The organism is Cryobacterium sp. TMS1-20-1 (genome assembly GCF_004402355.1).
Lineage (GTDB): Bacteria > Actinomycetota > Actinomycetes > Actinomycetales > Microbacteriaceae > Cryobacterium > Cryobacterium levicorallinum.
This window is the reverse complement of sequence record NZ_SOGF01000054.1, coordinates 34383-49447: the sequence shown is the minus strand read 5'-3', so window position 1 is coordinate 49447 and position 15065 is coordinate 34383. Positions and strand designations below refer to the sequence as shown.

13 protein-coding genes and 1 pseudogene are annotated in these 15065 nt (G+C 60.0%); 6 read left to right on the top strand and 8 right to left on the bottom strand.

What is annotated here, in order from left to right; translation table 11 throughout:
- The first annotated feature begins 26 nt into the window (after nucleotides 1-26).
- Entirely contained in the window at nucleotides 27-2345 is a 2319-nt protein-coding gene (locus E3O45_RS12715) for a hypothetical protein (protein WP_134443727.1), read from the top strand.
- Nucleotides 2346-2357: 12 nt separating this feature from the next.
- On the opposite strand, the gene E3O45_RS12710 is transcribed toward E3O45_RS12715, so the two are convergent.
- From E3O45_RS12710 to E3O45_RS12695, 4 genes are all read right to left on the bottom strand, one after another.
- The gene (locus tag E3O45_RS12710; protein WP_134443726.1) at nucleotides 2358-3488 is read right to left on the bottom strand and encodes a glycosyltransferase family 1 protein; all 1131 of its coding nucleotides are present in this window, start codon (nucleotides 3486-3488) and stop codon (nucleotides 2358-2360) included.
- A 12-nt stretch (nucleotides 3489-3500) separates the two neighbouring features.
- Complete coding sequence (locus tag E3O45_RS12705; RefSeq protein ID WP_134443725.1) at nucleotides 3501-4475, bottom strand: GDP-mannose 4,6-dehydratase; 975 nt, start codon at nucleotides 4473-4475, stop codon at nucleotides 3501-3503.
- Between the two features lie 6 nt (nucleotides 4476-4481).
- On the bottom strand, nucleotides 4482-5468 hold the full coding sequence (locus E3O45_RS12700) for a GDP-mannose 4,6-dehydratase (RefSeq protein WP_134443724.1): 987 nt from the start codon (nucleotides 5466-5468) through the stop codon (nucleotides 4482-4484).
- An 86-nt stretch (nucleotides 5469-5554) separates the two neighbouring features.
- Complete coding sequence (locus E3O45_RS12695; RefSeq protein ID WP_134443723.1) at nucleotides 5555-7627, bottom strand: carbohydrate binding domain-containing protein; 2073 nt, start codon at nucleotides 7625-7627, stop codon at nucleotides 5555-5557.
- Between the two features lie 266 nt (nucleotides 7628-7893).
- Here E3O45_RS12695 and E3O45_RS12690 point away from each other — a divergent pair, with 266 nt between their 5' ends.
- The 5 genes and pseudogenes from E3O45_RS12690 to E3O45_RS12670 all read left to right on the top strand — a co-directional run.
- The gene (locus E3O45_RS12690) at nucleotides 7894-8226 is read left to right on the top strand and encodes a hypothetical protein (RefSeq protein WP_134443722.1); all 333 of its coding nucleotides are present in this window, start codon (nucleotides 7894-7896) and stop codon (nucleotides 8224-8226) included.
- Nucleotides 8227-8279: 53 nt separating this feature from the next.
- Nucleotides 8280-9746, top strand: coding sequence for a glycosyltransferase (locus E3O45_RS12685; protein ID WP_134443721.1), 1467 nt, complete (start codon nucleotides 8280-8282; stop codon nucleotides 9744-9746).
- On the top strand, nucleotides 9739-11208 hold the full coding sequence (locus E3O45_RS18095; protein WP_134443720.1) for a glycosyltransferase: 1470 nt from the start codon (nucleotides 9739-9741) through the stop codon (nucleotides 11206-11208). Before E3O45_RS12685 ends, E3O45_RS18095 begins: the two co-directional genes overlap by 8 nt.
- Nucleotides 11209-11250: 42 nt before the next feature.
- Nucleotides 11251-12201 (top strand): ABC transporter permease, encoded by a 951-nt coding sequence (locus E3O45_RS12675; RefSeq protein WP_134443719.1) that lies wholly within the window; start codon nucleotides 11251-11253, stop codon nucleotides 12199-12201.
- Nucleotides 12201-12959: pseudogene (locus tag E3O45_RS12670) on the top strand (ABC transporter ATP-binding protein); the annotation flags it as partial. The gene E3O45_RS12675 and the pseudogene E3O45_RS12670, both read left to right, overlap by 1 nt.
- A 12-nt stretch (nucleotides 12960-12971) precedes the next feature.
- Here E3O45_RS12670 and E3O45_RS12665 read toward each other — a convergent pair.
- The 4 genes from E3O45_RS12665 to E3O45_RS12650 form a co-directional block, all read right to left on the bottom strand.
- A complete protein-coding gene (locus E3O45_RS12665; RefSeq protein WP_134443717.1) occupies nucleotides 12972-13253 on the bottom strand; it encodes a hypothetical protein in 282 nt (93 codons plus the stop codon).
- On the bottom strand, nucleotides 13250-14116 hold the full coding sequence (locus E3O45_RS12660; protein ID WP_166789495.1) for a glycosyltransferase family 2 protein: 867 nt from the start codon (nucleotides 14114-14116) through the stop codon (nucleotides 13250-13252). Before E3O45_RS12660 ends, E3O45_RS12665 begins: the two co-directional genes overlap by 4 nt.
- A 268-nt stretch (nucleotides 14117-14384) precedes the next feature.
- Nucleotides 14385-14621 (bottom strand): transposase, encoded by a 237-nt coding sequence (locus tag E3O45_RS18435; protein WP_134443841.1) that lies wholly within the window; start codon nucleotides 14619-14621, stop codon nucleotides 14385-14387.
- Nucleotides 14622-14661: 40 nt separating this feature from the next.
- Entirely contained in the window at nucleotides 14662-15048 is a 387-nt protein-coding gene (locus E3O45_RS12650; RefSeq protein ID WP_134443715.1) for a transposase, read from the bottom strand.
- Nucleotides 15049-15065 lie beyond the last annotated feature (17 nt).

The following is a 15065-nucleotide window of genomic DNA, read 5'->3' as shown; positions in this document are numbered from 1 at the left end:
ACTGTCAGCGCGTCATGAGGAGTATTTTGCCCAATCAGCCCTTCGCCACGGATCCGTCACCGCGCCGGACGATGCGCCAGCGGATTGCGGGCCGCGAATTCTATTTCTACCTGTTAGTTGGTGCCGTCACCATATTTGTGACCTGGATGGCATACGACCTGTGGAAGATCAACTGGTATATCCCGATCAATTACGAGGGCGATGCCGTGCTTATCGCTTCGCATATCAAGACCGATATCGAGACGGGCTGGTATGAGAGCCAAAGTCTCCTCGGCGCACCGTTCGGGCAGGTGTACCACGACTGGAAATCAGCCGACAATCTCCACCACATTTTTGCATCGGTAATGGGCACATTTATTCACAGCTTTGGTGTTGTGATGAATCTGTACTTCCTGCTGGGATTTCCGCTTGCTGCACTCACCGCCGCGTGGTTCCTCCGCTTAATCGGCGTGTCTCGCGCGATCGCACTCGCCCTCGCGGTTCTGTACGCGATTGCTCCGTACCACTTCATTCGCGGTGAGAACCACATGTGGCTGTCCGCCTACTACCCGATCCCGCTGGCGTTGGGCGTTGTCTACTTGATCGCCCGGGGCCGTCCCATCTGGCGTGCGGACAACTCCCCGACGCGCCTTGTCTCTTGGTTCACTGGCCCAGCGGCATTCACCGTCTTTGCGCTTGCTCTTGTCGGCACGGCAAATTCCTACTACGCCTTCTGGATCGTCCTGTTCATCGGCGTCGCGGGCCTGTTCCAGCTTATCAACGGACGACGGTGGCGATCATTCGTCGGCGCTGTGGCGGCCGGTGTGTTCACGGTTCTCGTCATGCTGGCCAATATGCTGCCCGACATAATCTACAGCTGGCAGAATGGCGCCAACGATGCTGCTGTCGTGCGTTATCCCGTTGAGGCCGAGCTGTACGCGCTCAAAATCGCGCAACTCATTCTTCCCCAGCCTGGGCATCGAATTCCCTGGCTGAACGAGCTCAGAACCTATTACGAAGGCACCTATCCATTTCCTGCCGAACAACCTGCGCTCGGGTTTGTTGCGACCTTCGGATTCATCGTCGCCCTTGTCCTGACGCTCTATGCCGTGTTGACGTGGAATCGCGGTCGCACGGCGGGTCGCCACTCCGAACTCCTGGCGGCTCTCGGAGTGATCTCGGCCTTGACGATGTTCGGGTTGCTTTTGGCGACACTGGGTGGATTCTCGACCCTGGTCTCCTTCTTCACCAGTGACCTTCGTGGATGGAATCGAATGTCCATCGTCCTTGCGATGCTGTCCCTCGGCGTCACCGGTCTTGTGATCGATCTGGCACTTCGAAGCCTCGATCAACGAGTCTCCCTCCGAACGGGTCTGCTTCCGACTATCTCGGCGGCGACGGCTGTGCTGCTGCTCGGCGGTGGTTACCTCGACCAGGTCGCTCCCTCGCGCGTTCCCAACTACTCAGCAACCAAGGCCGCCTTCGATCAGGATGAGGCTATGGTGAAGGCCATCGAAACGATCGTGCCCGGCGAGGCTATGATCTTCCAGCTGCCATACCGAAAGTTTCCGGAGACGCCACCGCCGCGAAACAATGTGTGGGACACGGATCAGTTGAAGCCGTACCTGCACTCCGACACCCTCAGGTGGTCGGGTGGCGGGATCAAGGGACGACCGACCTCTGAGTGGAGCGGGATTGCTGCGGCAGAATTGACCGTTTCTCAGCTTGCGACGGTAGCGACCTTCGCCGGTTTCGCTGGAATCCTGGTCGACCAGAACTCGTACGAGCCTGACGATGCAGCCGCCACGGTCAACAGCCTGACCGAGACGCTCGGCTCACCCGTGTACCAGTCGCCCGAAGGTCGATATGTCTTCTTCACCACCGTATCAGTCACGGCCGGGCTCGCCGGGACGACGAGCGAGGAAAACGCCAAGCTGGGTGCTTGGATGGTCACGCCCGTGCTCGCAACGTTCCAACCGGACGCTTCCCAGGGATACAGCGCCCCACTCCTCGGTTCCACGTATGAACCCGGGTTTACTCTCGACAACCCCCGTGACAAGCCAGTGGACATCGCCCTGACATTTCATCTGTCCTATCGGCAAGGGGACGCGACGTTGCGCTTCACCTATCCCGACGGCAGTACAACGGAGCTGCAGACAGGTGTGGAATCGAAATCTGTGACCCTGAATGTGACAGTGCCACCGGGTCGCAGCAAAATTCCGCTGGCTGTGAGAGACGGTGCCGCACCGCTATCACCAGTCGGCGGAGACAGCGGTCCCATTCAGGTCGGCAATATCCGTGCCACTGACCTCGAACTGATGAAGGCTGTTGAGGTCGTTGTGCCGACTCTGACGACTGTGCAATAGGCGCTAGGAGCGCTACGAGCGCAGGGCTCGCCGGTAAGCATCTTGATGCTTACCGGCGGTTGACGCCCACGTGAATGAATGCGACCGCTGAATACCCGCTTCGCGCAGTTCCCGGCAGCGATTTGGGTCAGCGACCAGTGCGCGCAGGCTCTGGCTGATGGCTTCGACCGACACCTCGGTGTATTCCACGGCGTCGCCACCAATTTCTGGGATGGCCAGTCGGCGAGTGGTGAGGACGCACGCTCCCGTGGCCATCGCTTCGAGAACAGGGAGACCAAATCCCTCACCAAGGCTGGGATAAGCCACCACCGCAGCACCGCCAAGAAACGCCGAGAGTTCGGTCAGGGGCAGGTACCCCAGCTTGCGCACGTCAAACCCATCCAACACGGCTCGAGTGATGGCCGGCTCGATTTCGTGATCCCAGCCGTCACCACCTGCGAGAAGAAGTGCTGGTCTGGAAGCCTGCGTCCGGTCGCCCATCGCGTTGCGATACCCGGCGATGAGCGTTGGAATGTTCTTGCGTGGTTCTAGTGTGCCGAGAAAAGCGACCCATCCTGACGGAAGCTGGTGCGCGGTGCGAAAGGACTCAATCGACTGCTCGCTTGGTCGATGAAACTGCTCTGCGTCATAGCCCAGCAACGCCACCACGACGTCGGACGGGGTAGCTCCGGTCACCCGGACATATTCATCTGCGGTTGCCTGGCTCGGTGTGACGACGGTGAGACGGAGGATTCGACTCAGGTGTATCCACGCTTTGAAAAAGATCTTCTTCACCGGGGAGTGGAGGTCGGGCAGGCTGAAGAATGTCATATCGTGCAAGGTGACTACGCGAGGCAGCCTGGTCAGTACGGGGAACGTGTAGTGCGGTGAATGGATGACATCGATCTGGAGCCGACGTGCCAGGGCCGGCAGGAATGTCTGTTCCCAGATCAAGCGGTGCAGAACACGGTTCACTCGAGCTGGTGCTGCGACGACCGAAGCGCCACTGGCTCGAAATAGATCGGTGTCGTGTTCCTGGCACACGACCGTGATTTGGGCGCCGAGGCCGACCAGAGCCGGAATGACGCTGTCGACGTACCGCCCTACCCCGCCGCGGGATCGTGGGACGCAGGTGGCATCGATTAAGACGGATGGCGCAGTCATCGGAATTGCAGTTTAAGCGTTGCGCGCGGTCAAGAGTGAGACATCGTTGTCGACCATGTCGGCCACGATCTCCGCGAATGGTTTGGTCGGCTTCCAGCCGAGCACCCGAAGAGCTTTTGAGGCGTCTCCGACCTGTGCGACAGGATCCACCGGTCGGGTGAACGCGTCGTTGAGGTCGACAAACCTCCGCCAGTCGGCAATGCCGACGCGAGCAAACGCCAAGCGGGCAAAGTCAGCTATGGAGTGTGAGATTCCCGTCGCAATGATGAAATCGTCGGGTTCATCCGCCTGCACGGTGAGTGCGAGTGCCCTGGCATAGTCAGGAGCCCAGCCCCAGTCGCGGCGAGCATCCAAGCCCCCCAACTCCAAACGATCCTGCAGACCCAGTGAGATCCGAGCGACCGAAGCCGTAATCTTTCGAGTGACAAAGGACTCGGGTCGGCGCGACGATTCGTGGTTATAGAGGATGCACGATGAGGCGAAGAGTCCGCGCCCGCGGTAAACGTTGATTAGGTGGTGGGAGTACGCCTTGGCTGCCCCATAGGGTGATGTGGGTCGCACAGGAGTCAGCTCGGTCTGCGGCGATTCCTGGGCATTTCCGAACAACTCGGCACTCGATGCTTGGACGACCCGAACCGGGCGGCCCCGCCGTTCCTGCAGTTGCCAGGCCGATTCCAAGATCTGGGCGACGGGGATGGCGTTCACTGCGGCGGTTTGAATGGGCTGCTGCCAGGACTGGAAAACACTGCTCATCGCCGCCAGGTTGTAAATGTGGTCTGGTCCCACATCCTCGATCAGCAGTTTCAACCGTTCGGGTTCGGACATATCGACCCGGTGATACGCGACGTCCGGGTGCGCAATGGCCGGGAGGTCCACCTCCGCCTCAGAACGTACGGCGCCGTGCACTGTGAAGCCCTGCGCGAGCAGGGCTTCGGCCAGATAGGAGCCGTCCTGACCGGAAATGCCGGTGATAAGTGCAACGGTCATCTGGTTTTACAGCCCGGCGAGGAGCTTCTGCTCAGCAACATCGCTGTCGACCATCATTCGAACGAGCTCGGCGAACCCAACCTTGGGGTCCCAGCCAAGGGTAGTACGTGCCTTGGTCGAGTCACCGATGAGAAGGTCGACTTCGGCCGGGCGCATGAAACGGGGATCCTGCTTGACGTACGGTGCCCAGTCTTCGATGCCGACCTGACGGAACGCCAGATCAAGGAACTCCCGAATTTCATGGGTCTCGTTCGTGGAGATGACGTAGTCATCCGGGGTGTCCTGCTGCAGCATCCGCCACATGGCCTCGACATAGTCACCGGCAAAGCCCCAGTCGCGGCGGGCGTCGATGTTGCCCAGGGTGATGTGCTCCTGCAGCCCCAGGGAGATGCGAGCCACCGCGATGCTGATCTTGCGCGTGACGAACTCCGGGCCGCGACGAGGCGACTCGTGATTGAAGAGGATGCCCGACGATGCGTGCATGCCGTACGACTCACGATAGTTGATGGTCATGTAGTGCCCATAGACCTTGGCGACTCCGTAAGGGGAGCGTGGCCAGAGAAGGGTATCTTCCTTCTGGGGAACCATCTGAACTTTACCGAACATTTCCGAGCTGGAAGCCTGGTAGAAACGCACCTTCTGCGGATCGTTGTGCGAGTACAGCCGCACAGCTTCGAGTGCATTCAGCACCCCCAATCCGGTGACCTCGCTGGTCATGTGCGCGTTCTCCCAGGAGTACGCCACGAATGAAATCGCACCGAGATTATAGAATTCGTCGGGCTTGGCAACTTCGAGTGCACGGAGAATGCTGGACAAGTCAGTCAGGTCGCCAGTGAGAATTTTCACTCCGGGAACGGTGTTTTCAACCAGTTCACGTTTCGGGTTGTTCTGGCCGCGCATGAAGCCAAAGACTTCATAACCTTTAGAGAGCAGCAATTCTGCGAGGTACAGACCGTCCTGGCCAGTAATTCCGGTGATAAGTGCGCGGGGCATAGTCCTCTTCGTTTCCGTGTTTAGCGAGTCGATCCCAACCCTATCCGCAGATCGGTGGGGGTGCTGTCAGGGCGGCTGCCCTGACCCTAGTAGACCCGGGTGGCGTCGACCAAAAGGTTGCCGGCCGTGGTGCTTTGATAGGTTTCCAACCGAAGAGTCGTGTGGTTTTCTTCTCTGATCGGAAGTTCGATCATAACGCGAGTCCATTCGGCGCCTGCCGTGAACGGTAGGCTCGTGGCCTCGGTCGTCCCGCCCAGGGCCCACAGTGCTAAGACACCATTGAAGGGCTGACCGTCCTCGGATCTCACCCACACCTCCGCCGTGTACGTGTGGCCCGGCGTGGTTTGCCGCTGTACGTCTTGCCGAATGGACCCGCCGGCCGTCGACGTGTTTGTTGCCGCGAAGTAGCTGCCGTCCTTGGCAGCCAGCGCTGTTGACGATGAACGGACCTGAGTGTTCACTTCAGATCCACTGCGTTCCCAGGGGGCGAAAACGTTCCCTTCAAATGAGCTGGCCCGGAGAACGTTCTGCGCGAGAACCGCGTTGTCTAACCAGAGCGTGTCCGTCGTGTTGGCCATATAGACCTCTGCCTTGAGTGCACTGGACCCACTCGAGCCCAGGTCGACCTCAACGTCCACTTTGGTCCACGTGTTGCCGACTGCAAACCGGGTGAGGTTCATCGGTTTTGATTGTGCGCCAAGTCCCCAGAGCGCCACGGTGCCATTGAACGGCACGGTGTCGCTGGAGGAACGCAGCCAGACGGAAAAGACGAACTTGCCGGTCGACCCGGCCGGCACCGACACTGTCTGGGAGAAAGATCGTTCGGCCACAGGCGTATTGGACGCCGCGAACCACGAGCCGGATTGCGTTAAGGCCGGGTCGTTGTAGATCTGACGGTTCATGAACCCATTACCGGGGACCCAGTTTGCGAAGGATCCTTCGAACGATGGGTTGGCGGCGAGGTTCTGAACGGGTGGCGCCGCGCCGAATACCATCGATGCATTGTCGATCCACAGGGTGTCTGACGTGTTTTGCAGGTAAATGTCGAGACGAATCTTCGATCGATTTTCCTTGCGGATGGGAAGTTTTACAACAATCTCCTGCCACTGGTCGGTGGCGGTGAAACTCTTGTTGGCCTGTTCGTTTCCCGAGCCGCCGAGGCCCCAGACCGCCATCGTCCCTGCATACGGACGTCCTGAGGCGGACCGGACCCAGATCGTCGCGGCCACCTGTTCGCCGACGACGGTTGTTCGAGCGACGTCCTGTGTCATGGCGCGTCCCGCCACGCTTGTGTTCGTGGCAAGGAAGTAATTTCCGTGCTGAGCCTGCTGGGGACCGTATGCAACGAGCTGATTGATGGGGCCGTTGCTCCCTCCCCATCCGTCGCTTGAGCCGCCTTCAAAGGACGCTGATTTCAGCCGACCCTCGGTGGGGCTCCCGAACCAATCATTGAAGATCCGCGAGAAGTTTCGGTTGCCGTAAGACGAGCATCCGTCGCCCGAGCCGTAGTAGTTGGCCAGAGCGGCCGAATTCGGCTGGTACGGGGTGTAAATGTACAGATTCGCGGTGGCCTGGTTCTCGATGTATACCGAGCTGGAACCGCAGGCGGCGTTCGGGTGCCACTGAATGTTGTTGTAACGCCCGGGCTGATAACCGCGCGTGGAACTTGTTTGCGTATAGCGCTGGAACTGACTGGCCGCATTGTAGACCTGATTGAAAAACCCGTAGTAATTGGCGTCGCAATCAGCCGTGTCGGGGCAGCCGTATCCCGTCGCGGCCCGGTATTGCTGAGCGCTCGGTGCGATGCTGCTGACGAGGCCCTGTTCCTTTTCCAACAACACGAGCAGAACTTCCTGGCTGATTCCACACGCTGCCCCCACTCGCTGGATGATGTCGGATGCAGGTTCATTGGAACGCCCGTTATACGTTGCGCAGAACGACGTTGCCGCGATCGTGGGGGTCGATACTCGGTAGTCTTTGAGGCACGGCTGGCCCCTGGAGGCAGTGCAACTCGCTTCCTTGCTCGCGATGAAGGACTGAATCACATTGGCGGAGAGTGCATTCCCGTTATAGAACGTTTCGTCGCTAATGATGTTGCCAGCTTTGAACTGACTCGCATCGGCGGCGGAGGCCGAGTTCGCGGTGAGAGTCCCGGTCACAAGGGAGGATGCTGCCAGAGCCAACACGGCTACCGTTGCCCACTGGGCCCGGGTTTGACGGAATCGTGCAATCCCTCGCGGAGAAAGCCGACCTCGTTCAAGTCGTTGTGGTGCGTGGTGCATGGTGCTCTGTGCCTTCCCCAGGCCCCGAATTGATGCCCTACACGCCGAGTTTATGTTGTGGATGCACCAGGCGGAACCGTTTTCATTAAAAATGGAATCGGGGGTGGAGGCTCTTCCTGCGGCTTCTGTCGTACACTGAGGCAATGCCTGAAAGCGAAGCGTTCGGTTCATCCACCGCGAACGAGCCCGAGCCATCGTCCCTCTCGGAGCGTCTGGCCGAGGTGGAACTTGAGCGGGACCAGCTGCGGAGCGAACTGGATGCGCGGGAGAATGACTCTGTCGCCTCCTGGCTCGAGGTCGTCGGCACTGAGTCACGCATTCTCGGCGATATCCACAACACCCTGTCCTGGCGCATCACGAAGCCATTGAGGTTTGTGCGAAAAGTGCAGATCAAAGCGGTCGAACTTGGCCCTGCACGATTTTCCCAATTGGCCGTCGCCGACCTCAAGCGACGGCACGTCGGGCGCCGGCGTTGAGCTCGACTCGTTTCCGCACGGAGCCAAACCTTAACACCGCTCTTCTCGGTCGTTTGAAGGCAATTGCCCCGCATTTCGTTTCCGATCAGGACACGATCGTAAAGCTTGCGTTGCGTGGAACCGGACCGTTGTTGGCGCACCTGGTAAACATCGCCCGCGCTCGGCGCGGCAATGATCTGGTTTGGCTCCTTATCGCTGGAGTCACGGCTGCGTTCCCCAGCCCTGAAGTTCTGCAAATGACGCGCCGAGCTCTTACCCTGGCCGACGAACGCACGGCCTCCAGTGTGTTCCTCGAAACCTGTTTTGACGCTGCGGTGAGATTCGCCGATCTTGACAAGGGCATCGAGGTCATTTCAGCGGGAACCGTCATCGACGTTGATTTCTGCGCCAACCATGTTCACAACACCGGGATTCAACGTGTCGTTCGCCAGACCATGTCACGATGGACGACTAATCGAGACATGACCCTGGTGGCCTGGACGGCGAACGGCAGCGCCATGCGGTCGATGACGGATCTGGAACGCAGCCGGGTCGTCGAGTGGAATACTTACACCGAGCCGCAGGTTGATAGGGCACCAGTCGACCCGCCGACATACCGGATTGTGATCCCTTTTAACAGTGAAGTCATCCTCCCGGAGGTTCCGCAGGCGGTGCTGTGCAACCCACTGGCGGCCCTCGCCCAGTATTCCGGCAACCGGGTCGGCCTGATCGGCTATGACACGATCCCGGTCGTGAGTGCTGACACGTTGGATTCCAACGAGACCGAGCGCTTTGTGCGCTATCTGACCATCCTCAAGCACTCGCAGCGGGTGGTCGGCATCAGCGCGGCGGCCACGGAAGAGTTCGCGGGTTTCGTGTCCGCACTGCCCGCCCAGGGTCTGGTCGGCCCCGTCGCAGTCGAGGTCAGCCTGCCCGTGGACTCCCCGGATGGCGCCGCCTACGCTCAGGCGGATATCGCTGATTCGCCGCTGGTGGTCTGCATCGGGAGTCAGGAGCCTCGCAAGAATCACCTCGCGGTGCTTTTTGCCGCCGAGGTTCTGTGGCGCGAGGGGCTCGATTTCCGCCTCCGTTTCATTGGCGGGGGAAGCATCCTCTATACCCGGGACTTCGACAAGCGCGTGCGCCAGCTCAAACGACTGAACCGCAAGGTGGAAGTGCTTCGGGGCGTCAACGACGCCGTACTCATAGCCTCCTACCGGGAAGCGCGATTCTCACTCTTCCCCTCCTTGCACGAGGGCTATGGACTGCCGGTGGCAGAATCCATCGCCTTGGCGACGCCGGTATTGACCAGTAATTACGGTAGTACCGCAGAAATCGCTGTTGACGGTGGGTGCCTCGCGGTGGACCCCCGCGACGACGATGCGATCACGGATGCCATGCGCATCATGCTCACCGATGATGCTGTGCTCGCACGGTTGCGTGCGGAAATCGTCGAGCGATCAACAAGGAATTGGGACGACTATGCCGATGAGCTATGGGATCAACTGGTTGAGCCTTTGAGAGTTGCGCGCAATGTCTGACGCCAAGCAGCCCCGCCAGTCGAGGGATGATCGCCTGCGCGTGCTGCTGAATGCGCTGGCACCGGAGACCTCTTCGTCGATCGCGAATTCCGAGCTGTTCGCCGCCGTGTGTCGGCAATACGCCGAACCGGCGACGGACCGGGTGTGGCTTGCCCTGGCAGTGCTGCGCGCAGATTTTCCGACCCGCGATCAGGTCATCGACATGGTGCGACGGATCCGGCTCGATGGTGCGGAGGTTGCCCTCCGCGCAGCGCTGCGATCCCCGGTTCGTCGCGGATTGCTGTCGTCGGGTTCGGTACGACCGGTGCGTGTCGTCACCGATGTCACCGTCGTCGATGTGCACCACACTGCTCGAACCGGCCTGGCCACGGGCATTCAGCGGGTCGTGCGCAAGACCGTCGACGAGTGGGTGAAGACCAAGGACCTAGTGCTCGTCGGCTGGGGCTCCACCTTTGGCGGCCTTCGCGAGCTGTCGGCGGCAGAACGTACTAACGCGCTGTATGGGACCGATCCGCACGCGGGGCACGCAGGGATCGGCGAGGTCACTGTCCCGTGGAAATCAACGTACATTCTGCCGGAGCTTGCTATCGAGCCCGAACGCACACTGCGCATTTCTGCGCTGGCAGAGTTCTCCGGCAACACGACCTTCGCCATCGGGTTTGATTGCGTTCCGCTGACCTCGGCCGAGACGACCGGTCTCGGGATGGGCGGGGCGTTTGCAAAGAATTTGGCCGCCATTGCTCGGTTCGATCGAGTAGCGACGATTTCCGTTGCCGCTGCGGTCGAATATCGCGGGTGGCGCAGGATGCTGAGCGGAGCGGGCCTGAGCGGGCCTGTGATCGAACCCGTGTTCCTGGCCTCCGATGCCGGGACGGTCACAGATACCGAGCTTGCGTTCGCCCGAAGCAAGCTCGTGATCGACGACCTTCCGCTTCTGATGTGCGTGGGCAGCCACGAACCGCGCAAGAACCACCTAGCGGTTCTCACTGCCGCGGAGCTGCTTTGGCGCCAGGGACACAAATTCTGTCTCTCCTTCGTCGGTGGCAACTCGTGGGGCGGACTGCAATTCACGACCCAGCTCGCCCAGATGAAGGCACTCGGTCGACCGGTGCAGAGTATTTCGGCCATTTCCGATGAAATCCTTTGGGGCGGTTACCGGTTGGCTCGTGCCACCGTATTTCCCTCCCTGAACGAAGGGTTCGGCCTTCCCGTGGCGGAGTCGCTCGCGGTAGGCACGCCGGTCGTAACCTCGAATTTCGGCAGTATGCAGGAAATTTGTGAACAGGGGGGCGCAATATTGGTTGATCCACGAGACGACCACGCCCTCGCTGAAGCGGTGGGAAGCGCAATGTTTGACGACACGGTGAATGCCGACCTGCGCCTCGAAGCGGCCAAACGGCAGAACAAAGGGTGGGACGACTACGCCACCGAGCTGTGGAACTACTTCCACAAAATCTCATAGACTCGACCACTGGACAGGCGTCCATGAATCACTCGGAGCCACATGACTAGCAAAGCCCAAGAGCGCGCCGATCGATTGGCGACCCTTCCCTTCCAGACGTCAACCTCCTCCAGCGCCGGCGCAATCGGCGGATTCTGGGGTTCGATCAAGGAGGTTTTGGCTCACAGAGAACTCCTTGACCTTCTGATTCGACGCGAACTCAAAGCACGGTACAAAGATAGCAGCCTCGGGTTTCTATGGAGCCTGATCAAACCGCTCACCATGCTTCTCATCTACTACGTAGCGATCGGGCAATTTCTCGGCGCGGCACGTGGCATCCCCGACTTCGCTATCTTCGTGTTCGCCGGGCTAACCATCTGGGGACTTTATAGCGAGATCGTATTGTCCGGCACCATGTCGATCATCGGCAACGCTGGACTGATCAAGAAGGTCTACTTGCCGCGAGAGATCTTCCCATTGGCGGCGGCCGGTTCGGCCATTTTCAACTTTGCCATTCAGATGATCGTGCTCGTGGCTGCCACCGTGGTGTTGGGGCAGTTTCCACTGTCGTGGAATCTGCTCTACGTCCCCGTCGCCATTCTCATCGTGCTGGTGTACGGAGTCGCCTTCGCCATTCTGCTGTCGGCGCTCAACGTCTACCTGCGCGACATCCAATACCTGGTCGAAGTAGCCATGCTCTTGTTGTTCTGGGCTTCGCCCATTGTTTACGCCTGGTCGTATGTCGTGAACTCGGCGGTCGTGGTGAGCCATTCCTGGATAGCGTCCCTGTACCTTCTGAATCCTGTCTCGAACGCAGTCCTCGCATTTCAGAAAGGAATGTGGCAGGCCGGTTCCCAAACGCGCACCATCGGCGAAACCGTCGTGAGCCCCCAGCCCTGGCCCGTCGACCTCGACCTTCGTCTGCTCGTCGTGACGATCATCGGTTTCATCCTGCTGATTGTGTGCCAGCGTGTTTTCCAGAAGCTTCAAGGTAACTTTGCGCAGGAGATCTAATGCCGCACGTCTCGAATCGACCATCAATCGCCAACGCGCCGGTCGTTATCCGTACCAAGGACGTATCCAAGCGATTCATCATTCGCAAGGACAAGTCGCTCAAGGAACGAATCGTCAACTTCGGCCGCTCCAAGCGCCATAAAGAAGACTTTTGGGCGCTACGTGATGTCGGATTTGAAATCACTGCAGGGTCGAGCGTGGGGTTGGTCGGGGCCAACGGCTCCGGAAAGAGCACCCTGCTCAAGGTGATCGGCGGCATCATCCAGCCCAATGATGGCAGCGTCGAGCGCCGAGGACGTCTCGCGGCTCTGCTCGAGCTGGGCGCCGGTTTTCACCCGGACCTGACCGGCCGCGAAAACGTTTTCCTCAACGGTTCCATTCTTGGCTTGAGCCAGAAGCAAACCGCCGACTACTTCGATTCCATCGTCGACTTCTCCGAAATCGGAGATTTCATCGACACTCAGGTCAAGTTCTACTCCTCCGGAATGTACGTGCGGCTCGCGTTTGCGATCGCCGTGCATGTGGACCCGGATATTCTCCTCGTCGACGAAGTGCTCTCCGTTGGCGATGAGCCCTTCCAGGAAAAATGCATGGCCAAGATTCGCGAATTTCAGGCCGAAGGCCGCACCATCGTCTTCGTGTCACATTCCGCTGCCCAGGTCGCGGACCTCTGTGACCGAGTCGTCGTACTGTCGCACGGGAAAATAGTTTTCGATGGGGCCACGGACGAGGGAATCGTGGCGCTGCGGGAGTCCTTCGGTCAGTAGGGCTTACCGGCTGCGTCGCTGCAGAACCAGTGCACCGATTTTCCATTTAATGAGACCGATCGGACCTCGGTGCTCCAGGTCCTGGAGCCTGTGCGCCAGAATCTCCACCTGCTCGGCCCGCGGGCGCAAGTCGTTTTCCATGCCACTGGCAGTCTCGCGAACGCGCGTGAGCTCATCCCGCAGCGATGCGACTTCTGTTAGGGAAGCGTCCAGTTCGGTATTCAGCCACCGCGCATAGTCCTCAGCGATGCTGAGCGCGATTGCCATGGGTTGATCGGTGCTCAACAGATCATCGTCGCGAACGGACTCAAACTCCGCTTCGGGAACCACGCAGAGCTGGTCGAGTGGAGCGTCGGCGAGTGGTGCCGTGGCGAGTACATCCATCCATGTTCAATGAACGCCAGGCCGGCCCGGTGCGACGCGAACTGGCGAAAACGCAGATCGCGTTCAGTGGATGCGCCGGAAAGATGCGTTGCTCGCGCCACGGGTTCCAGAATCACCGAGAGGCCGAGTGCTTTTAGGCGAAAAGCGAGGTCGGCGTCTTCGAAGTAGGCGGGGCGGTACCTGGTGTCATAGCCGCCAATTGTCGTGAATACGTCCCGTTGTACTAGCAGGGCAGCGCCCGATCCATAATCGATGGGACGTCGAAGAAGATACGGTGCGGCATCCGGCGATTCCGGACGGATTCCAGCTCCCAGCTGGACCGTACCCGCCGTGCTGACCATGCGGGATCCGGCCTCCTGAATTGTTCCGTCACCGTTGAGCAGAACTGCAGCCACCGCTCCGATGGATTGCCCTGTCGCCGAGGAGTCAGCCGACGTTACCAGCGCGGTGATCATCGAGGGGGCGACGACTGCATCATCGTTGAGAAAGAGCAGGAAGCGCCCACGGGCGAGAGCAGCGCCACGATTGCAGCCATCCCCGAATCCGGTATTCGCTTCGACGTCCACCACGCGCACCCCCGCGACCTGAGCGCGGACTGCCTGGCGCACATTCGGGAGAGCACCATTCAATACGACAATCACTTCATACGGGGGAGCGTCGACGGAGCGGGACACTGATTCCAGTGCTTCGAGAAGAGGATCGACCAGCCGCCACGCGAGAACGATCACGCTCACCACCGGCTGCGATTCCGGTGCAAACGACACTGTCGGTATTAGGCCTTTCCCCGTGCACGGTGGCGGAGCGAGTCTGGTCTGATTGGAGATTTGGGACAATGTCACCGCAGTAGGGTACCACGGGCGACTCTTGGCGCGGCATTCGATACGTCAGGGGGTAACTAGTCAGGTTCTTTGGGGTGACTGTGCGTTTCTCCGACAGGTCGTGTTTTGACGGGTGGTTTGGCGGGTCGTGGTCAGGACCGTGAGGGGATCCAGCCGTTGCTGGTGAATGCGTCGAGTAGAACTTCAGACTCGTTCACTGCTTGTTTCCTGGCCGTGGACTCACGGAACGGATGGCCACGAAGCATTCTGCGCTTGCGCTTGCGGTGGGGCGTAGGCATCCCGAAATTTTTTGGCGGTTCTTGATCATTCTGATGTCGCGTTCGGCCTGATTATTATCGAGTGGGATGCTGAAGTCGGTGGCGAAACGCAGCACGTGATCGTGGTGGGGACCTAGCCTGTTGAGCAGTCGCCGCTGCTCGGTTTGCGCGATGCGACCGCCGGTTTTCGGGTGGAATCGGGCCGGGCACTGCTCATCGCCGGTCGTGAACCATCACCTCGGTGAATGACTGCAGCACCCCACCGTTCAGCGTGCCGGCCGGTCCGTGTTTCGCATCGATATGGAACACGGTGTGCGTGGTGGTGCCCGCGCAGTGCGCGCAGGCCAGGCCGCCGCCCACGCGCAGGCCGGTCTCGTCGACATGAGCTACCGCACTGGCGGTGACGGCCTGGTTGATCAATACGACCGTCTCGGCCAGCAGCGCGGACGTTTTCGCTCCCACGGAGGACACCCGCCCGGCGGACACGGAGACCTGGAACAGATCCTTGAATACGGCCGCGGTGCGGGCGACGGGCATATCGTGCACATTGATCAAATAGGCGCCGACCGCGTGCAGCCTCGGCCGTAGGACACCGCGCATTTCACGTCAGCGGGGAA

Coding starts and splice junctions, on each gene's coding strand:
- E3O45_RS12675 (WP_134443719.1), top strand. CDS start 11,251: ATGACTAGCAAAGCCCAAGAGCGCGCCGATCGATTGGCGACCCTTCCC.
- E3O45_RS12705 (WP_134443725.1), bottom strand. CDS start 4,475: ATGACCGTTGCACTTATCACCGGCATTTCCGGTCAGGACGGCTCCTAT.
- E3O45_RS18095 (WP_134443720.1), top strand. CDS start 9,739: ATGTCTGACGCCAAGCAGCCCCGCCAGTCGAGGGATGATCGCCTGCGC.
- E3O45_RS12690 (WP_134443722.1), top strand. CDS start 7,894: ATGCCTGAAAGCGAAGCGTTCGGTTCATCCACCGCGAACGAGCCCGAG.
- E3O45_RS12710 (WP_134443726.1), bottom strand. CDS start 3,488: ATGACTGCGCCATCCGTCTTAATCGATGCCACCTGCGTCCCACGATCC.
- E3O45_RS12650 (WP_134443715.1), bottom strand. CDS start 15,048: ATGCGCGGTGTCCTACGGCCGAGGCTGCACGCGGTCGGCGCCTATTTG.
- E3O45_RS12700 (WP_134443724.1), bottom strand. CDS start 5,468: ATGCCCCGCGCACTTATCACCGGAATTACTGGCCAGGACGGTCTGTAC.